The 18951-nt window shown below is 65.1% G+C and carries 20 protein-coding genes; all 20 read left to right on the top strand.

Annotated features, from left to right (window positions below):
* Positions 1 to 27: 27 nt before the first annotated feature.
* Positions 28 to 1092 carry a hypothetical protein gene (locus FB465_RS16855; protein WP_145791613.1) on the top strand — a complete coding sequence of 355 codons (1065 nt, stop codon included), beginning with the start codon at positions 28 to 30 and terminating at the stop codon, positions 1090 to 1092.
* Entirely contained in the window at positions 1076 to 1879 is an 804-nt protein-coding gene (locus tag FB465_RS16850) for a hypothetical protein (RefSeq protein ID WP_145791611.1), read from the top strand. Before FB465_RS16855 ends, FB465_RS16850 begins: the two co-directional genes overlap by 17 nt.
* Positions 1880 to 1888: 9 nt before the next feature.
* A complete protein-coding gene (locus tag FB465_RS16845; protein WP_145791609.1) occupies positions 1889 to 2131 on the top strand; it encodes a hypothetical protein in 243 nt (80 codons plus the stop codon).
* Positions 2132 to 2307: 176 nt separating this feature from the next.
* Positions 2308 to 3765, top strand: coding sequence for a hypothetical protein (locus tag FB465_RS16840; RefSeq protein ID WP_145791608.1), 1458 nt, complete (start codon positions 2308 to 2310; stop codon positions 3763 to 3765).
* Positions 3766 to 3990: 225 nt separating this feature from the next.
* Positions 3991 to 4539, top strand: coding sequence for a hypothetical protein (locus FB465_RS16835; RefSeq protein ID WP_145791606.1), 549 nt, complete (start codon positions 3991 to 3993; stop codon positions 4537 to 4539).
* A gap of 63 nt (positions 4540 to 4602) precedes the next feature.
* Positions 4603 to 5472, top strand: a complete 870-nt coding sequence (locus FB465_RS16830; RefSeq protein ID WP_170290611.1) for a PGRP and LysM peptidoglycan-binding domain-containing protein — start codon at positions 4603 to 4605, stop codon at positions 5470 to 5472.
* A 111-nt stretch (positions 5473 to 5583) separates the two neighbouring features.
* Complete coding sequence (locus tag FB465_RS16825) at positions 5584 to 5775, top strand: hypothetical protein (protein WP_145791602.1); 192 nt, start codon at positions 5584 to 5586, stop codon at positions 5773 to 5775.
* A 61-nt stretch (positions 5776 to 5836) separates the two neighbouring features.
* Entirely contained in the window at positions 5837 to 6448 is a 612-nt protein-coding gene (locus tag FB465_RS16820) for a deoxynucleotide monophosphate kinase family protein (RefSeq protein WP_145791601.1), read from the top strand.
* 188 nt (positions 6449 to 6636) lie between these two features.
* Positions 6637 to 7629 carry a hypothetical protein gene (locus FB465_RS16815; protein ID WP_145791599.1) on the top strand — a complete coding sequence of 331 codons (993 nt, stop codon included), beginning with the start codon at positions 6637 to 6639 and terminating at the stop codon, positions 7627 to 7629.
* 94 nt (positions 7630 to 7723) lie between these two features.
* Positions 7724 to 7942 (top strand): hypothetical protein, encoded by a 219-nt coding sequence (locus FB465_RS16810; RefSeq protein ID WP_145791598.1) that lies wholly within the window; start codon positions 7724 to 7726, stop codon positions 7940 to 7942.
* A 258-nt stretch (positions 7943 to 8200) separates the two neighbouring features.
* Positions 8201 to 9040: a hypothetical protein gene (locus FB465_RS16805; protein WP_145791596.1), complete on the top strand. Its 840-nt coding sequence runs from the start codon at positions 8201 to 8203 to the stop codon at positions 9038 to 9040.
* A 144-nt stretch (positions 9041 to 9184) separates the two neighbouring features.
* The gene (locus tag FB465_RS16800) at positions 9185 to 9886 is read left to right on the top strand and encodes a recombination directionality factor (protein WP_145791595.1); all 702 of its coding nucleotides are present in this window, start codon (positions 9185 to 9187) and stop codon (positions 9884 to 9886) included.
* A complete protein-coding gene (locus FB465_RS16795; RefSeq protein WP_342791811.1) occupies positions 9853 to 10425 on the top strand; it encodes a DNA cytosine methyltransferase in 573 nt (190 codons plus the stop codon). The genes FB465_RS16800 and FB465_RS16795 overlap by 34 nt, the downstream gene beginning before the upstream one ends.
* Positions 10426 to 10453: 28 nt before the next feature.
* A complete protein-coding gene (locus tag FB465_RS16790; RefSeq protein WP_145791593.1) occupies positions 10454 to 10951 on the top strand; it encodes a DNA (cytosine-5-)-methyltransferase in 498 nt (165 codons plus the stop codon).
* Positions 10944 to 11222, top strand: coding sequence for a hypothetical protein (locus FB465_RS16785; RefSeq protein ID WP_145791591.1), 279 nt, complete (start codon positions 10944 to 10946; stop codon positions 11220 to 11222). The genes FB465_RS16790 and FB465_RS16785 overlap by 8 nt, the downstream gene beginning before the upstream one ends.
* A 269-nt stretch (positions 11223 to 11491) precedes the next feature.
* Positions 11492 to 12007: a hypothetical protein gene (locus FB465_RS16775; protein ID WP_145791588.1), complete on the top strand. Its 516-nt coding sequence runs from the start codon at positions 11492 to 11494 to the stop codon at positions 12005 to 12007.
* Between the two features lie 133 nt (positions 12008 to 12140).
* Positions 12141 to 14567: a phage/plasmid primase, P4 family gene (locus tag FB465_RS16770; RefSeq protein WP_145791587.1), complete on the top strand. Its 2427-nt coding sequence runs from the start codon at positions 12141 to 12143 to the stop codon at positions 14565 to 14567.
* A gap of 74 nt (positions 14568 to 14641) precedes the next feature.
* A complete protein-coding gene (locus tag FB465_RS16765) occupies positions 14642 to 16468 on the top strand; it encodes a DNA polymerase (protein WP_211785799.1) in 1827 nt (608 codons plus the stop codon).
* 286 nt (positions 16469 to 16754) lie between these two features.
* A complete protein-coding gene (locus FB465_RS16760; protein WP_170290610.1) occupies positions 16755 to 17567 on the top strand; it encodes a sigma factor in 813 nt (270 codons plus the stop codon).
* Between the two features lie 186 nt (positions 17568 to 17753).
* Positions 17754 to 18014, top strand: coding sequence for a hypothetical protein (locus FB465_RS16755; RefSeq protein ID WP_145791582.1), 261 nt, complete (start codon positions 17754 to 17756; stop codon positions 18012 to 18014).
* Positions 18015 to 18951: the final 937 nt, after the last annotated feature.

Below are 18951 nucleotides of genomic sequence, written 5' to 3'. Positions count from 1 at the left end.
CTAGGTCCCACTGACAAGGGGGTGCCCATGAGCGCAGCACGGTACACGGTGCTACAGACGGTCTTGAGGACCGGGACGGTAGTCGCCCAACTGCCCGTTACGGGGATCAGCTTCACGGAGACGCTGAACGCCGCTGGGGCGGCTCAGGTCGGCATTCCGCTGTCCTGTCCCCAGGCCGACCCAACAAGCCTGTACGCGGGCGGCAGCGGGCTCGTCGTGACCCGAGACGACGAACCGGTCTGGGGCGGGATTCTGTGGAACCTGGCGGCCGACCTTGCCGCCGGAACCCTGACGCTGGGAGCGTCCGGCTACCACTCGCACTACAAGGGACGGAACCTGGCGGACGGCTTCGCGGTGGTGGACTGGGACATAGCCGACATTCTCAAGGCGTGGCTGAACCGGCCCAACGCCGTAGGAACGGACCTGTCCGCAGTGATGCCGACTGGCCGCAAGCGCACCCGGCAGTGGACGAAGTACGAACTCAAGAACGTCGCGGATTCCGTTGAGGAGCTGGCCGACAACATCGGCGGATACAACTTCCGGTACGAGTCGTACTGGATCGACAGGGGCAAGACCCTGGGCAATCGGTTCCTGATCTCAGACCGGTCCGGTTCCCCGAACCCGCACGTTCTCACGCATCGCGAGAACTGCAATGTCACGAGCGTCACCTACGACTCAACGGCGCTGGCGACAACGGCGTATGCCGTCGGGGCGGACAACGGCGCTGGCGAAAAGCTGGTGGGAATCTCGTCCAACACGGATCTCGGTACGCGCATCCCGACGAAGAACATCGTGACGACGTACAGCGATGTGAAAGAGACTCAGACTCTGATCCTCAAGGCTCAGGCCACGGTGAACGCCGGTATGGCACCTGTGGCCATCCCGTCGCTGACGCTGTACCCGGACATGTTCCGGCCCCAGGACTTCGTGCCTGGAGACGCGTGCACGGTGAGTGCGGACAGTGGCTATGTCGCGCTCAGCCATGACTTCGTGGTGACGGAACGGAAGACCGACGTAGACACCAACGGGCGCGAGACCATCGCTCTCTCACTCGCCAATAAGGAGCTGTTCAGCAATGCCAACCCAAGCTAACGCGCTGCCGCCTTCGCTCGTGAACGAGCTGTCCGACCTGAACCGCCGGCTGACCAGCGTGGAGCGCGCGCCTGCCCCGATCAACACCTTTGACCGGTACCCCTCTTCGGAGTGGGAGCCGATTGACCGGGGCGTTGTGGGTGACAACATCTGGCACGCAATGAGCATCGCCAATGTGACCGGGCTCGTCTTCGACCGAATCGAAACGAAGTTCACCACGTACGGCGTGATCAAGGGGAAGCGGGAGCCCGAAGTCCGCCTTGCCGCCTACCGGCACACCCGTGACGGCAAGAAGCAGATCGTTTCCGCTTCGAATACGTGGCAGCTCAGCGGGGCAGATGACTACTTCCTGACCTCCGGCATGATCCGCTGGATTCACGGAATCCCGTTCGGCTGGAATTATGCGACGGATACCGACGTATACAGCATCGAGTTTCAAGTTCGGTACGCGATAGGTCCGGAAGCGATTCCGGCACGGAAGTATCTGAGCGTCGTTGGCGGCATTGATGACCCGTTTACCGGCCTCGACCTTCCGGAAGTGAAGAAGGACCCAAACGGGCAGTCGTGGCGTGAGCTCATCGTCCGGGACGGCGAGAAGTTCCATTGGGACTGGATCGACGTTGGGCCTACCGATACGGGCAACGCGAAGATCAGCGCAATGCAGTACTGCGTTGGTTTGCCGACTGCCCGCATTCCCGATGCCACGACAGTTGGAACCTTCTCCTACGGCCTTGCGTGGAAGGTTGCGCGCTCCCCCGATCTCAACGAGCAAGTTATGAACCTCTGAGGGGAGACCGTGAACTTTGCAAGCCTGCTGAACGGGGCTGAGATAGTCGTTCCCGTGCTCGTCTTCCTGACCTTCTCGTTGCAGAAGTGGAAGGCCGGGATGCACGACGCGTGGAAGGAAGAGGCGGAAGCCTACCGGGCGCGAGCCGAGCGCCTGGACGAGGAGGTTGCCAAGCTCGTCGCCGAAGTCAAGGCACTCAGGTCTGAGAACGCCGAACTACGCGGTCAGATCAGCGAGCTACTGAACCGCTGACGCAAGCCAAGGGGCCGCCTACGGACGTCCGTAGGCGGTCCTTCACATCGGGGGGCTCATTGTCTACAACACCGCTGAGCCTGCCGGCCAGCATTCCCACGGTCCGCGTGCACGGCCGCTACCTCGGGCCGGACGGACGTCCGCTCGCCGGGACCGTCACGTTCTCCGCTCCGAGCATGCTGACGTTTCCGGCCGCCGATCTGTTCATCGCAGGTCCGGTCGTTGCGACCCTTGACGAGCTGGGCACGTTCTCCATCGCCCTTCCGGCGACCGACGCGCCGAACATGAACCCTTCCGGCTGGGCGTATCTCGTCAAGGAAAACCTGTCCGGAGTGATCGGAGGACGCACCTTTGCGGCGCTGCTGCCGAAGAACGTCCCGGACGTCGACCTTGCCGACATAGCTCCGGCTGATCCGACCACACCCAACTACGTTCCCGTTCCGGGCCCGAAGGGCGATCCGGGTTCCGTCGATTCGGTCAACGGCAAGCATGGGCCGAACGTCGTCCTTGACGCCGACTCCGTGGGCGCTCTGCCGAAGTGGGGCGGAACGCTCACCGGCGAACTCAACATGAGCGGCCCGGCGGGCTCGTACCGAACGCTCAACTTCCAGACCGGCAACGTTGAGCGCTGGGTCTACCAGGTGGACAACGGGGCGGAGTCCGGCGGAGACGCGGGCTCAAACTTCGAGCTGTCCAACTGGAGTGACGCCGGAGCGTGGAAGTCCAGCGTGATCTACGGCGAGCGCTCAACGGGCAATGTCGGAATCGGCACGAGTTCGCTGACGCCGAATGCCAAGGTGACGGTCCGGGGGCCGACCTCGCTCATTCTCCCCACTGGATCAGTGGAAAGGCCGCTCACGGTAAGCGCCGTGGACAAGCCGGGCGTCAATCTCATGGAAGTTCGCTACACCGGCTCAGTCCGCTTCGCTGCCGGAAACGTCTACGCGGACAAGGGAATCCGCATCGGTGACGCTACGGCAGATCTGGGCGGGGGCTCTGGACTGCTCGCGCTCAAGGACGCGTCACCGGCCCCAACTGCCGCATCTGCCGGGGCATCGCTTCTATACAGCGAAGGCGGCATTCTCAAGGTCCGACAGGGGAACAACTCTGTCATCACCCTTGGGCGCGGCATCGCTGACGGGTCGTTGGCAACCGGCCAGTACGCCGGCCAATACCGGGACGGAACATCGGGCCTCTGGCGGTGGGACGGCTCCGCATGGCAGCTCATCGGCGGATGGCAGAGCTATACCCCGACCTGGGGCGGTCTCACGGCGCTTGGCTCTTCCACCTTCAGCGGTCGCTACCGCGTTCTCGGCAAGACCGTAACCGCCGTCGCGTGGCTGAGCTGGGGAACTGGAAGTTCCCTTGGGACCGGGAATATCACCGTGAGCCTTCCCATGGCGGCTGCCGACCCCGGCGTGAGCCCCCTGGGCTGGCAAGGGACCGGCAGGCACGTTGACGGCTCCAATCCATGGAAGAGCCTTCTTCCCGACGTGGAGCGTGCCGCAACGGTCGCCACGGTCTTCGCCGTGAAGCCTGCCGATGGTGGGTGGTATTCGCCTGGGGCGCTGGGCTACCTGTGGGGAGCATCAGGCGCGAGCATGCGCATTCAGGTCACCTATGAGGCTGCCTGACTTACGGATTACGTAATCCGCCAACTTGCCCCGTCCGGGCCAGCTACGCGACCTTGAGCGCCGGAAATACGACCTGCCGATTGGGGCAGTCTCCGGCGTGGTCGCGGCGGGCGTAACCATCGCCAACGCGACCGGCAAGGGATAACCGGTCCGTTCGGGTGACCCCTCGGCCCCCTGGTGGCCATGTTTGCGTCTCGCGCCTCTCGCGATACCTAGGCTCTGGTCATGCGATATCTCGCGACATGCGGAATGTGGGGACTGGACTGGGGCAGCGTGCCTGCGTGGATTAGCGCACTCGCGGTAGGCGTTGCCGTGCGGACATATTATGTGTCACAGCGGGATAGGAAACAGGAACTCGCGTACCAGGTGGGCGTCTGGGCTCAGCATGCCGAGCAAGAAGGCGAGCTCAAATACCAGGTCGTAATTAGCAATGCGAGTCAATATCCGATCTTTGAGGCGAAGGTTTTCGATTCGAAGTCCCGGACTGTGCTCATGGATGTTCCGGTCCTGCTGCCGGGGAGGGAGCAGAGCTCCGAGGCTGCCATTGACAAGGACTCGCTCGTCTCGGCGGATGTGCCGCGAGACATTCTCGTGAACGTAGGCGACAGTATTACCTATACCTGGAAAATCGAACTGCGCACAAATCCTGTCGAGGCGGAATTTCGGGATGCGCGGGGCGCACGCTGGTGCATCACTTCTGATCGAAATAAAATCAAGAAACTGGAAGCCCGGCCGCCCGGGAAATTCCAGTGGAGCCGCACAGATAAAGGCTAGAAATTCGAGCCCCGTCCGGGCTGAACCGGGCGGGGCTTTCGCATGCCCAAACGAGGGGGAGATATGGGAACTGCTGACGCAATGATCAACGCCGCTGCGGGGGATCTGGGCTACAAGGAAGGCCCGGACAACGACACGAAGTTCGGTGAGTGGTACGGGCTGAACTACAACCCGTGGTGCGACATGGCGCAGAGCCGATGGGGCCAGGACAGCGGAAACGCTGACGTGGTCGGCCACTTCGCCTACTGCCCCAGCCACGTGACCTGGTTCCGGGAGCGCGGCCAGTGGCACGGGTCGGACGAGACCGCGCGCCGTGGTGATCTCGTCTTCTACTCCTGGCACAACAACGGCGTTGCCGATCACGTCGGGCTCGTCGTTGAGGACTCAGCACCGGGCGCCGAGCTGCACACCATCGAGGGCAACACGTCTTCGGGCGACGAGGGAAGCCAGGGCAACGGCGATGGTGTGTACCGGCGGGTCCGTGGGCGGGGCAACGTCATGGGCTTCGGCCGACCCGCGTACTCCGGCGGCTCGTCCGGCACGTACACCGTGCAGCCCGGCGACACCCTGTCTGAGATCGGTTCGCGCCTGGGCATCCGCTGGCAGGACATTGCCGCCGCAAGCGGGCTGTCCAACCCGGACGTTCTGTCGGTCGGCCAGGTGCTCACCCTGCCCGGTGGTGGTGGTTCGCCGGCCCCGTCCGGACCGGCCTACCCCGGCGCCCTGACCCGCAAGGGCTCCAAGGGTTCCACGGTCCGACAGATTCAGTCCGCGCTGATCGACAGGGGATACGGCTCGTACCTCGCTCCGTGGGGCGCTGACGGCTCGTTCGGCAACGCCACTGACAGCGGCGTGCGGGCATTCCAGAGTGACCAGGGGATCGACTCCGACGGCATTGTCGGCCCGGTCACCTGGGGTCGGCTCTTCAACTGAGCGTCACGCTCAGTCAATTCCGCGGCGCCCGGCATGTCCGTTTCTGGACGGATTTTCGGCCGTGAGTTCTGTGGGAAAAGTTCACTGATAGTAACAAAGAGAGGGAATCTCATGCAGTTCGTCAAGGCCCATGCCGCCCGAATCTACGCTCTCGCTGTGGCGGTGCTGGCGCTCGTCGCACACTACGTGCCGACTCTCCCGTCTGCTCTCATCCTGGGTGTGGTCGCGGCTGCCCTGGGTGCCGGTGAGGCGGTGCAGCGGATCGCCTTCCCCGGTACCGGCGAGCACCGCGCGGCGGAGTAAGCGGGAAGTCGTTGCGCTCCCCTGGCGGGAGACAGTCCGCCCAGTCAGGGGAGAGCACCGCATGACCTACCCGAACATTGCCCTTGTCGGCCGTGCCCGCTCCGGCAAGGACACGCTTGCCGCCCAGCTCGTCAGCCGGTACGCCTACACCCGGATTGCCTTCGCCGACCCGCTCAGGTCGGTTGCGCTGGCAGCGGACCCGATCGTGAGCGCCGAAGCCGGCCATTTCGGCTACCTGCCGACCCGCCTGTCCGATGTGGTGCGGCGCCACGGGTGGGAGAAGGCCAAGACTGCCGTGCCGGAGGTTCGGCGGACACTCCAGAGGTTCGGCCAGTCCATCCGGGACGTTGACCCCAACTTCTGGGTGAACCTCGCCATGGACCGGCTGGACGTGGCCGAGACATGGGGGCTGCCCGTGGTGGTCACCGACTGCCGGTACGAGAACGAAGCCACCGCCCTTCAGGTGCGGGGCTTCAAGCTCGTCCGGGTGGTCCGCCCCGGATCGCCCGAGACCGGCGGAGGTGCCGCCGAGAAGGCCAACCGAGAGCACGTCAGCGAGACGGAACTAGCGACTTTTCCCGTCGATGCAACCGTGATCAACGCTGGCTCGCTGGCGGATCTGGCCACTCGGGCGGACCTTCTGGCGCGGGTGCCGCACGGCCCAATGGCCTGAGCCAACACGCGAATTGAACCAGCCCCCTGCTTCGGCAGGGGGCTTTTTGCGTGCCCTCACCTACGGACGTCCGTAGGTGCCACGGTCGAGTGAGAAAACGTGTTTTTGTTGCGCGCATCGCGGCGAAGCCCTAGTGTCGTTCTCGCAAGCACCGCACAGGGCGGAGCGGAAGCAGGAGGGGCAACACCGTGGCCGCGAAGGACAGCAAGACCGCGAAGCCGAAGACCGCGCGGGAGAAGAAGGTTGACGAGATCCGGGATGCGATCTCGCGTGCTGCGTCGGTCGTGGCGGAGGGGAACGCCGAGGCGCTGGAGAACCTCACAGCGGAGGTTCACCGGCTGATCGGCGAACTCAGGGGGACCGGCGTCGCTGCCGAGAAGGCCACGCTTCGCAACGAGTTCGAGAAGGCCGTTGCGAAGGCTCAGCGTGCGGCGAAGAAGGCCGCGAAGGCGAAGCCCGTTGAGGCGGTCGTCATCCTGCACACGGTCGACTACCGGACGAACCCTGAGACGGTCAAGCGTGTCGGGGAGACCGCTAAGAAGATCGCCGACGGCTTCGCGATCCAGCGGAAGGCTTCTGATCTCGCCCTTGAGATCGCACAGAGCAACTTCTCTGCCCGTGTGCTGATCGATGACAAGAACGGTGAGCCGGACTGGCAGGCGACCACCGCCCAAGGCAAGCAGATTTCCAAGGACGCGTACGCGGCTGCCGGTCAGGCCCTGGGTGTCGAGAACGACGAGGAAGCCCGCCTTCAGCTCGCCTCACTCGTACGCTCGGTTCAGGACCAGAGCCGCACGGCGGCAGTGCTGTACCACCGTGAGCTGAGCGAGAAGGGCGACCAGCACCCCGACGCCCCGCGCTGGAAGAAGGCAGCGGAAGCGTTCCCGGATGCGAAGCTGGGTGACGCGGTGGTTCAGTTCTACAAGCTGCCGGAGCTGACGAAGGCCGAAGAGCTTCGGGCGAAGCGTGAGCTTGAGGGCGGGAACGGCGGGGACGGCGAAGGCGACGGGGAGAAGGGACATACTCCCCGGTTCTTCGCGAACCTGAGTGCGCTCAAGGACGCTGCCGAGAAGGCTGCCGAGAACGCCCCGAAGCTCAAGGAAGAGACGGACAAGGCGACCGCCCGCGCGGAGCTCAAGACGCTCATGGAGAGCATGGCCGCGATCCTCAAGACGCTCTGACCGATCGGCGCCACCTACGGACGTCCGTAGGTGGCCCGTACAGCCTCGCCCTGGTCTCACCGGCCGGGGCGGGGCCCGTCCCGTAGGAGGAGAAGTGTTCAGAGCGACAGCCCAGAAGCTGGGCGGTCCGCCCGCCGAAGGCCGGACGTTCGAGACGGCCGACATTGCCGCGCACATGCTGTTCATCCTGATCAACGCTGCCGGGTGGACGGACAGCGAGGAGAGCGCGCTAGACGTGCTTCGCTCCGGTGAGCCGCTGGTCTTCAAGCGGTTCGAGTACCGGGTGACGGAAGAGCCTCAGGACGTCCCGTAGTCGCCCTGTGCAGCTACCCCAGCCCCGTTCGGCCCCAGCGGTCGGGCGGGGCTTCTGCGCGTCTGCTGACGGCCGTACAGCGGGTGCGCGGGCTCGGAGTGGTGAAGTGGTGTTTTGGTTCCCCTCTCCAACTCCCCATGAAAACTCCCGAGCTAGACCGGACAGCCCGACAAAGCACCAAACCGCCACCGGCCGCCCTGGGGAAGTCGTTGCGCTCTCCCTCCGTGTGACAGACACACGAGCCCGAAGGGGGCGCACATGGGCGCAGTACGCACTATCCAGCGGGGCGGCAGCAGGTTCTACATCGACCCGGACCGGCCGGAGATCAAGCTACCCGGCGTCACGTCGGTAATCGGCATGCTGCCGAAGCCCTTCCTTGCCTTCTGGTCGGCGAAGCTCACGGCCGAACTCGCGGTTGACTCCCTGCCGTTCGTGGCGCAGATGGCAGAGCGCGACCGGCAAGGGGCCGTTGACTACCTCAAGGGGGCCAGTCGGCGGTACACCAAGATCCGTGCGGACCTGGGCAGCAAGGCGCACGATCTCTTCGAGCGGCTGATCAGGGGCGAGTCCGTCGGCAGGGTGCACCCCGACCTTGAGCCGTACCGGGCGCTCTTCGTGGACTTCCTGGCAGCCGTGAACCCGGAGCTTGTCCGGGCAGAGGACTGCGCGTGGTCGGACTCGTACGGCTATGCCGGCTCGTTTGATGCGATCCTCCGAATCTGGGTGGACGCCGACCGGAAGCCGACCCCGGACCGGAGCGGCGTACCACTCCTGCTCATGGTCGATTGGAAGACGTCGGCCGACACCTACCCGGATGTGGCTCTCCAGATGGCCGCGTACGCCAACGCTGACCGGATCATCTCGCCGGACGGGACGAGCGAGCCCATGCCGGAGCTGGACGGCGCGGCGGTGCTGCACATCACGGCCGATCAGTGGGCGCTCAAGCCCGTCCGGATCGACGCCGACGTGTTCGACATGTTCGTGACGCTCCGGAAGGTCTTCACCTGGGATCGGGAGACCTCAAAGACCGTCATTGGTCGGGCAATTGCGTCGTCCGCTCAGGCGCTCGTCACGGGCACTCAGCGCCGCTCCCGCTAGGCGGGAAGTCACTGCGCTCTAGCGCAAGTAGAAGAGGCGGACGGGCGAGCACACCAGGAGAGACACCTACGGACGTCCGTAGGTGGGCGCCGTGGCCCCGTTCGCCTCTTCTCTCAACAAGCACACACAGGGGGAGAGTTCGCTTTGGCGATTCGCATTTTCGAGACCGACCCGGACGCGCGCCCGAAGGGCAATCAGTTCGCTGATGACGTGGTCGCCCGCTTCCACTCCGGTCGGCAGGTGGACAACATCCCGGTTGCGCTGCCGCACTGGCGGATCACGACCGGCGACCCCGAGGCCGCCCAGGCGGTTGCCCAGCTCTTCGGCGGTACGCCGGTCACCGACGAGGAGAGTGCCGCCGAGAACAACATTGAGGTCCAGACCGGCAAGGCCAAGGTTCTGGTCGTCATTGACGGTCCGGAGTCTGTGACTTCGGACATGAAGCTGTGGAACTCCGGCACGCTCGTGCATCACTGCGACGGTGTCGAGTTCCTGTCCCCGGATGACCTGGTCGGTCGGCCGTGCGGCTGCCCGATCCTCATGGAAGACCGCAAGGCGGCTCACAAGCGGAAGATGGGACCGGGGCCGTCCATCGCAGTCACGTTCAAGCTGGCCGACGATCCGGAGCTTGGGAAGTTCAGGTTCCAGACCGGTAGTTGGAAGCTCGCGGAGGTGCTTCACGAGCTGGACAACTCGCTCTCTCGCGTGGGCGGTCCGGCGCTGGCGGAGCTGACCATTGAACTGGTCGAGTACACCACGAAGAAGGGCCGTGACGTCAGCTACTTCAAGCCGGTCGTCAAGGTGCTCAAGTCGTGGAACGACGCGATTGCCGACCCGAAGTTCTAGCGGTGCCGATTCTAGAACTCTGTGCGGGTTACGGGGGGTTGGGGCGGGCCGTTGAGGCGCTGACCGGTGAGCGTGTGCGGTACGTGGCGGAGATTGACCCGTACGCATCGCTGATCACGGCGGCTCGCTACCCCCGTGCCCCGAACCTGGGGGACATTACTCAGGTTGACTGGTCCGCCCTTGCGGGCCAGGTGGACATCATCACGGCAGGTTTTCCCTGCCAGGACATTTCGAACGCGGGGAAGCGGGTGGGGCTCAATGGCGAGAGGTCGGGTATCTGGTCGAGTGTCCTTGAGTCCGTTCGCGTTCTTCGACCCCGGCTCGTCTTCCTGGAGAACGTTGCCGCTATCCGAAGACGGGGGCTCGCGGAAGTACTCGGGGGACTGGCCACGATCGGGTATGACGCACGATGGTGTTGCTTCCGCGCGTCCGGCACTGGAGCCGCCCACGTGCGCGATAGGTGGTTCTGCATCGCTACCCCTACTGCCGACCCCAACGGCGTCGGACGGATCACGGGGACCGGACTTCGCGAAGGCTGACCGGGACGGAGCCGGCGGGGACGACCTTGTGACCACGGTGGCCCGGCTCTTCGACAAGAACAGGGCTCACAAGCTCTTCAAGACCCCGACGGCGAACCTGGGCAGCAACGGCGCACCGCAGCACCCGGACAAGCGCCGTGCGGGCGGGCACGGCCCGAACCTTGACGACGAGGTGTCGTTCCTGCTGCCGGTCGATCCGGACGAAGCTGAGGAGACGCTGCCAGGGGTGTTCCACTCCCCGAAGGAGTGGTGGGCGGACTACGCCCCAGCCGTTCACCGCTGGGAAGTCATCTTGGGCAGTCCAGCGCCTATCCCCGTTGAGTTCGGTCCGCGCGGGGGACGTCGGCTCGCTGCGGTGTTCGGTGAATGGCTCATGGGGCTCCCACGGGGGTGGGTCACTCACATTCCCGGCCTGAACCGGGCGCGGCAGCTCAAGGCGATCGGCAACGGCGCCATGAGTCAGCAGGCTTTCACGGCCTATCTGCATTTGATGAATCACAAGGAACGGGGGGAAGGCGATGGGTAAGCGAGGAGTCGTCACCGACTATGCGGGCGAAGAGCTGTACGCGGGGGATCTGATTGCCTACGCCGCACGGCAGGGCAATCGGGTGCGCATGAGCGACGCCATCGTGAAGAAGGTGACTGCTCACCTGGTGGACGGCCGACTTCGGCCCATGCTCAAGGTGCAGCCGACCGGTACTGAGTCGGGCTTCACGAAGCGCAAGAGCCTGCGGACCGAATGGATTGCCGCCGAGCACGTGCGGCTAGTCCTGTCCGGCGTGGCGCTGCCGCACTGACAGCCCGGCAAAGGGCCGGATCACTCCAATTCTGGGGCGGTCCGGCCCTTTTCGTGTTTCCACCTACGGACGTCCGTAGGTGCTCTGAGGGGGACGGATGATCAGGACAGTAGAGAGGCAGAGCGCTCCGGCGCTGGGGGATCTACGGGCAATGGGCGAGCGGGACACGGTGGTTATCGTCCCTGGGGCGGAGACTCGCCCGGACTGGGCACGGTACGCGGAAGCCATCGGCGCGGCTGTCGGCCGTGGTGCCGAAGCCAGGTGGTCCCGTGGCTAACCCCAACAAGCAGAAAGGGACCGCCTGGGAGAGCAGTGTGCGCGACTACCTGAACGTGGAGCTGGGCCAGGTGGACGAGTACGGCAGGCTTCTCGACCCGTTCGACGGCATGAACGTCCGGCGACCGGCCCAGGAAGGCGCGCGTGACGTGGGCGACGTGCACGCCGTGCCCTTCGTCCTTGAGGCGAAGGACGTTGCGAAGCCCACCGTTCCAAGTTTCCTGAGGCAAGCGGAAGTTGAGGCCCAACACGCGGGATTCCCGTACGGGGTTGCGGTGGTCAAGGTCCGGCGGGCCAACGTCCGGGCGGGCAAGGTCCACTTCACGGTTCGCACGTGGACACGCGTACGGCTTGCCCTGGGGCTCAAGTCCCGTGATTTCGCGGACCGTTACGGCTTTGGCTTCTCGCTCCGAGGGCTGGACACCGGGCGGTGGTACGCGACCACCGACCTTGAGAGGTTCGCTCGACTACTGGGAGACGTCCGCGCGGCTCGTCGTCACACTCGGTGAGATTCCGCGGTTTCGTCGTGCTGGGGTGAACCTGGGCAGAAACGGACATAGCGACGGCCGCGGAGGTAACGGAAAGTGAGCAAGTCGGGAAGTTCTTGCGCTCAAGGGCAGGTGAGAGAAGGAGTACTCACACATGCACCTGAACGACCTACTTGCCCGCTTCGCCGATGTGCAGGAAGAGGCCGACGGGTACCTTGCCCGCTGCCCCGCACATGCCGACTCCCGCCCGTCCCTTCGGCTCTGGGTCGGGGATGACCGGAAGGTCCGCCTGTCCTGCCGCGCCGGGTGCGACACGGACGCCGTACGTAAGGCCGCACGGCTCAACTGGACAGACCTGTTCGACGTTGAGGGGGACGCGATCACGGTTCCCCGTGGGCGCCCGTCCGTCGTTGGCCCCGGTCCGACTGCCGCACTCGCGATGTACGTTGACCGCACCGCCGCATGGCTGCACGATCCGGCATCCCAGGTCGGGGACCAGGCGCTCACCTACGCTGGCGACCGGTTCGGCGTGGACGACGACCTTGCCCGTGACCTCTCCCTTGGAGCCGACGACGGATTCAGCGTCCCGAACTTCCCTTACCGGTCACGGGCGTTCACCCGCTATCCCCGGCTCACGGTGCCGCTCAGGGACTTCCGTGGGGTGGCCCGTGGTCTACAGGGGCGAGACCTCTCCGGCGGGTGTCCTGGGCGGTGGGTGTCGCTCCGCAATCCCGAAGGGCAGCGCTGGGGGCTGTACGGCGTTTTCCGGGGGCAGGGCGGCTACGGGACCACCATCGTCACGGAAGGCCCAGGCGACGCGCTCACGGCTGTCGCCATGGGGTACGACGCCGTAGCCGTCCGGGGCGCGTCGCTCGCCGGCTCGCCGGAGCTGTGCGAAGAGCTTGCCGCCGGACTCCGGGGCAGTCAGGTAGTGGTCTGCGGAGACAACGACCCTGCCGGACAGGGTTTCACCGCTCGTCTCACTGAGGGACTGGCAGCCCACGGGGTCACGGTCTACGCGCTCACGGTTCCCAATCAGGGCGAAGACCTCACGGACTGGCGAGCACGCGACCCGATCGGCTTCCCCCTCGCACTCCACCGCGCGGTGAAGGAAGCCCGCCCCGCCGGAGACTCCGCCGAAGCACAGGCCCGCGCGGTATCGGCGGAGCTGACTGACCGAACCGGCGCGGGAGTCGTCACCGGGGATCAGGGCATGGAAGCCGCGCGCATCCTCGCCGGACTGATCAGCCGGTACGGAGAGAGCGACGCCATGAACGCTCACGCCCTGGTCGCCTGGACGGACGGCAGGATCAAGTACGCGCCCGGCCTGGGCTACTACGTGTGGTCCGGGAAGACCTGGGAGCGCTCAACGGTCCGTGTGCGGCAGGAGATTCACCGCATGGGCGCCGCGCTCGTCCTGGCCGGCGAGACTCAGAAGGCGCGCGGTTTCACCATGACGTCTCGCATCGACGCTCTCATGACGGAGCTTCGGAGCGTGCCAACCGTCTACGTGGACGCTGCCGACTTCGACGCCCGGCCCGAGTTGCTGTCCTTCAAGAACGGCACGGTCCACCTGCCGACCGGCGAACTCCGCCCGCACGACAAGGCCGACATGCTGACGTACTGCCTTGATCTCGACTACCGGCCGGATGCCGAGTGCCCCAGGTGGGAGAGCTTCACGCGGGAGATCTTCCCAGGGAACCCCGACCTACCCGGCTACCTTCAGCGGCTCGTCGGCTACGGCATCACGGGCAGCACCGATGAACAGTGCTTCGTGGTCGCCTGGGGGAAGGGCGCGAACGGCAAGTCGGTCTTCACGGACACGCTGACCCGTGTGTTCCGTCAGGTCAGCAAGACGACGCCGTTCAGCACCTTTGAGGAAAAGTCGTCCGGTGGTATCCCGAACGATGTTGCCGCGCTCAGGGGCGCACGGCTCGTCATGGCGTCCGAAGGTGAGAGCGGAAAGCCCATGAGTGAGGCGGTGTTGAAGCGCACCACGGGCAAGGACGAGATCAGCGCAAGGTTCCTGCGACAGGAGTTCTTCACCTTCCGCCCGAGCTTCCTGCTGATCCTGGCGACCAACCATAAGCCGCGATTTCGCGGCCAGGACGAGGGGCTTTGGCGAAGGGTCAAGCTCGTGCCGTTCGTCCGGTGGTTCGCTCCGCACGAGCGGGATTACGACCTTGACCGGAAGCTCAGCGCCGAAGCCGAAGGCATTGCCGCCTGGGCGGTCCGGGGGGCTGTCGAGTGGTACCGCGACGGACTCAAGGACCCGAGCGTCATCACGAGCGCGAGCAAGGAATACCGGGAGACCAGTGACGCGCTCGCTGGGTTCTTCCCCGGTGCCCTTGAGCGCGGGACCGACGCCGACGTGATGAACGGGACGGAGGCTTTCAACCACTACTTGGACTGGGCGGAAGCCGAGAACCTGCCCGCCCGAGAGCGTTGGACACGGCGCGCGTTCTACGACGCCATGGAAGAGCGGGGGGTGGCCAGGAAGAAGACCGCAAAGGGGGTCGGGCTGGCCGGCCTTCGACTGCCCGCTGAGACCAGCACGGCACCCGGCATCTTCAAGAGCTGACCGGCCCACCACGGGGCACCTACGGACATCCGTAGGTGCCCCCTTGCGGCGGTATGCGGACCTACCTTCACGACGTGGCGGGCGAGACCGTCACCATTCACGTACCGCAGAACGCGGACGACCTTGCACAGTTCACCCAGTGGGCGCGCGAAGCGTCACGCCGGGGGCCGATCGCGCTGGACACGGAGACCAGCGGCCTTGATATCTTCGCCGATCACTACCGCCTTCGTACGGTCCAGTTCGGGGACCGGTCCGACGCGTGGGTGATCCACTGGGAGCGCGGCGGGCTCTTTCAGTCGGTCGCGCGTCTGGCCCTTGAGAACATCCGGCGATTCCTGATCCACAACGCGCCGTTCGACTGGCTGGTTTTGGATCGCCACGCGGGGGTGTCGGTCGAATCGCTGGCGCCCCGCACCACGGACACCCGGATCAAGGCGACCCTTCTCGACCCGAGGCAGCCCCAGGAAGGCGGGCTAGGAACAGCCCTCAAGCCCCTGTGCGGGTACTACGTCGATCCGTCCGCCCCCGACACTCAGGGGGACCTGACGTCGGTCTTCCGTGGTCTCGGGTTCACGAAGGCAACGGGCTTCGCCCGGATCGACCTTGAGCACCCAACCTACAATCTTTACGCGGGACTTGACGTGATCTACACGGCTCGTCTGGACCCGATCCTCACCAATCAGCTTGCCCATGTCGGGGTACGTGACGCACTCGCCGAGTACGAGCACGAGCTAGCCCGGATCTGCACCATCATGCAACGTCGGGGGCTCGTTCTTGACGAAGAGTTCACGCGCGAGCTTGACGCCACCCTGGCCGAAGAGGCATCCAACTACGCCGAGAAGGCAGCCCGTTACGGTGTCGAATCGGTCAACTCCACCCGGCAGATAGCCGAAGCACTCACGGGCATGGGGGAATTGCTGACGGAGCGCACCGGGGCCGGCGCGGTCAAGGTGGACAAGGCCGTACTTCTCGCGCTCGCTGATCGGGACTTGCAGTGGCAGCGCCTGGGGGCTCGCACTCCAAACCCTTTGGCAGAAGCGGTGCTTCACGCGAAGCGGTCGGGGAAGTGGCGGACGACCTACGCGCAAACCTTCCTTGAGACGGTGGATGCTGACGGCCGTGTGCACCCGTTCATCAACACTCTGGCCGCTCGCACCGGTCGAATGAGCGTGACCCGTCCGGCCGTTCAGACCCTGCCCAGCTCCGATCAGATGATCCGGCGTTGCCTGCTGGCGGACCCCGGACACGTGATGGTGAGCACTGACTTTCAGGCCGTGGAGATGCGCGTCCTGGCCGCTCTCGCCGGGGTCAAGCGGATGATCGAGGGCTTCCTAGCCGGTGAGGACATTCACGCCTTCACGGCTCGTCTGGTCAAGGGCGACGGCGCCACCCCGAAGGACCGGAAGATCTTCAAGGGGGCCGGTTTCGGGAAGGTCTACGGCGGCGGTATCAGCACGATCTCAAGGCAGACCGGAGCGCCAGAAGACGAGATTGCGCGGGCGGTTGCCGCGTACGACCGTCTGTACCCGGAGATCAAGCGGGCTAGCTCTCGCTGGCAGCGCGAAGCGCGCGGGTCGGGAATGGTCTACATCTCGGCTACCGGCCGACGCCTTCCCTTGGATAGGGACCGGAGCTATGCAGTGGTGAACTACGCGTGTCAGTCGGCAGCTCGCGACCTGTTGGGACAGGCAATGCTCAACGCCGAAGAGGCTGGGATCTTGGACGCGATGCGCCTGCCGATTCACGACGAGATCCTTGCATCCGTCCCGAAGGGCGAGGCGCAGGAGTACGCCCGCGAGTTCGAGCGGTGCATGACCATGGATCTCTACGGCGTGCCGATCACCGCTGAGGCGGAGATAGGCGGCCGGTCCTGGGGCTCGCTCTACGGGGCTGACTTCTAGCCAGGCTCTGGCACCTACGGACGTCCGTAGGCGGTCTCAGGTAACGACCGGGTAACGCTCGTCGGCTGGGGTCCTTCCCAGGTATGAGACGAGCGACCCGGCCGTATCGGCTCAGTGTCAGCCCATACCGAAACCGCAGGTCAGAAGATCAAGCGTGTCCGAACCATCGGGTTGGCCAACCCGTCCCGCCATAGCTTCGTATCAGCAACGACGAACGGCGCGAATCCGGGAAGTCCTTGCGCTCAAGGGGATTTGAAACCACATCTCATGGCCCAGGGGGACACTCGTGATCGACCTTACCGAGCAGCAGATTGCCGACGCGAAGAACAACGACCTTGAGGCGGTCACGGCCGTCGTCAAGGCGACCGAAGAGCGGGTGACTCAGCTCGCCGCCCGATACGCGTCCGGAGCCGGCAGGACCGATCCGGAGCTTGTTGAGGACCTGGCCCAGGTCGGCCGGATTGCCGTCTGGGAAGGGCTCGCCCGATTCCGTGGGACGACGGTCGCCGAGTTCTTCGCGTTCATGGACAAGACCGTCAAGGGCGCCATGAGCGACGAGCGCAAGGAAGAGACCCGGCAAGGGGTCAGCCGGGCCGTTGCCGCCGACTTTGAGCGGGCACTCTCGCTGTCCGCCGGAGACCCCTACGAAGCCGAATACCTGGTGACCACCACGGAAGCCATGGGAGCGCGCCGGATGACCTCTGAGACGGCCTACGCGGCTCGTCTGGCATACCAGGGGCTTGAGTACCTTGACGCGCCCGTGAAGGGCAGCGAGAGCGACAACCCCGGCGACTTCGCCACGCTCGCGGACACCATCGTGAGCAAGACCGGCATCCCCGAAGACCTACTTGAGTCCGCCGACTTCGTGTCGGAGCGGCGCAACCAGACCCGCGAGAAGGTTCACGGCACGCTCGGGAAGATGGGCGAGCAGCAGCGCCACGTACTCATGGCGCTGACCGGCATTGCCCCGGTCGGCTACTACGGCACCGACAACGACGACGAGCTTGCCGCCGACATGGGGTTGCCTCGGGCGCGAATGAGCGTCATCCGCAGCAAGGGCAAGGACCGGTTCGCCGCCCTGTGGGTCAAGGCCGCGTGACCCCCTGAGGTTCAGCACCGCAGATGGCGGAACCGTCCAAGTCACCCGGTACGCATGCCGCGTGGAGATGCACCTACAGGCCGCCGACGGCCGCACCGTGGCGAGCGTGGACATGAGCGACCACGACGCCGACGCACTCATTGACGAGCTTTACAACACCACAGACAACTAGCAACAGGAGCAACCGTGTTCACTGTCTCTCGTGAGACGAAGGCCACCCTTGTCACTCAGGCCGGCGGCAAGGTGGTTGGTTGGCACAACGACAAGGAAGCGCGACACGTCAGCATCGCGGTACCTGGCGACCGCGCGAAGCTCACCCCGGTTGAGGCAAGGAACCTCGCAGCGTGGCTGATCGACGCCGCGCGAGAGGCCGAGAAGGTTGAGGGAGACCGTTCGCCGCTCCGCACGGCAACCCTGGGAACTGCCGAACGGGTGGCGCGGTGGTGAAGCTCCGGGAGCGCTGGAGACGAAGGCAGGAAGAGCGCGGTTGGCTGCGACAGTGGCCGTGCTGGTGGCGCCACGGGGAAGGGGGCGGCATGTGAAGCGCCCGGCCTGTGTGAGATACGAGAAGGAGTGGCCACCTACGGACGTCCGTAGGTGGTCCAAGATGGCCCCCGCTACGGCGGGGGCCTTTTTTCGTTTCCCAAAAATGGCATGTTCCGGACACTTGAATACGTGACTGCCCGTCAGAAAATTCCCTAAAATCGCGTGCAACCTTCGGCGGGGATGCGCGTCTCTCTAGGTAAGGTCTCGATTACCGACGATGCGTCAGGTATGTCCTTGTCAAGGCTCTGACCTGCGAACTTTAGGTTCTCTTAAGTCGTGGCCGATTGTCAGTACTTAGGTGTACGTTCAACCAGTTGTCTGGATGCGAAGGAGTGTCCGGCCGAGAGATTGGGGGGTGGCGCGTACGCGCATGTCCAGGGGGAGCAAGCCGACAGTTGAGATCCGTACCGAGATTTTCGCTCGGGTGGCGCGGGGCTTGCGGGCATGGGTGCCTGCCGGTCGCGACTACCCGACAGAGCCTGAATACGTCTACACGGAGGATGAGTTGACCCGCGCGCTTTACGTCTACAGCTCAACTACGGCCAGATTCCTGCCTGTTGAAAGAGAGCGATTCCGGCTCGTCGCACACTCCCTGACGGTCGGGGGAGTGGTCGGCATGCATGAGTGGACTGTCTCGGCTGAGTCCGGCCGGTGGGTACCGACCGGCGCGCCGTGGGTGCTCTGGGATGAGTGGGTGCAGCTCGCGGCTTAGGTTCCCGCGGCGCATGATCATACATTGGAGTGCATATATGCAGTTAAAGGCGCCCCGCCGGCCTGGGGGTTTCAGTGACCGACTGTGAGTGTGGACAGACCCCGGTGAACGCGTCGCCGGGGTCTC

This window comes from Kitasatospora atroaurantiaca, from assembly GCF_007828955.1.
Classification (GTDB): Bacteria; Actinomycetota; Actinomycetes; order Streptomycetales; family Streptomycetaceae; genus Kitasatospora; species Kitasatospora atroaurantiaca.
The sequence above is the reverse complement of the archived record's forward strand: the minus strand, read 5'-3'. Positions and strand labels throughout refer to the sequence as shown.

Bases quoted from the DNA above. Each gene is read 5' to 3' on its own strand.
- FB465_RS16855 (WP_145791613.1), top strand. From the start codon at position 28: ATGAGCGCAGCACGGTACACGGTGCTACAGACGGTCTTGAGGACCGGG.
- FB465_RS16850 (WP_145791611.1), top strand. From the start codon at position 1,076: ATGCCAACCCAAGCTAACGCGCTGCCGCCTTCGCTCGTGAACGAGCTG.
- FB465_RS16840 (WP_145791608.1), top strand. From the start codon at position 2,308: ATGCTGACGTTTCCGGCCGCCGATCTGTTCATCGCAGGTCCGGTCGTT.
- FB465_RS16835 (WP_145791606.1), top strand. From the start codon at position 3,991: ATGCGATATCTCGCGACATGCGGAATGTGGGGACTGGACTGGGGCAGC.
- FB465_RS16830 (WP_170290611.1), top strand. From the start codon at position 4,603: ATGGGAACTGCTGACGCAATGATCAACGCCGCTGCGGGGGATCTGGGC.
- FB465_RS16825 (WP_145791602.1), top strand. From the start codon at position 5,584: ATGCAGTTCGTCAAGGCCCATGCCGCCCGAATCTACGCTCTCGCTGTG.
- FB465_RS16820 (WP_145791601.1), top strand. From the start codon at position 5,837: ATGACCTACCCGAACATTGCCCTTGTCGGCCGTGCCCGCTCCGGCAAG.
- FB465_RS16805 (WP_145791596.1), top strand. From the start codon at position 8,201: ATGGGCGCAGTACGCACTATCCAGCGGGGCGGCAGCAGGTTCTACATC.
- FB465_RS16785 (WP_145791591.1), top strand. From the start codon at position 10,944: ATGGGTAAGCGAGGAGTCGTCACCGACTATGCGGGCGAAGAGCTGTAC.
- FB465_RS16770 (WP_145791587.1), top strand. From the start codon at position 12,141: ATGCACCTGAACGACCTACTTGCCCGCTTCGCCGATGTGCAGGAAGAG.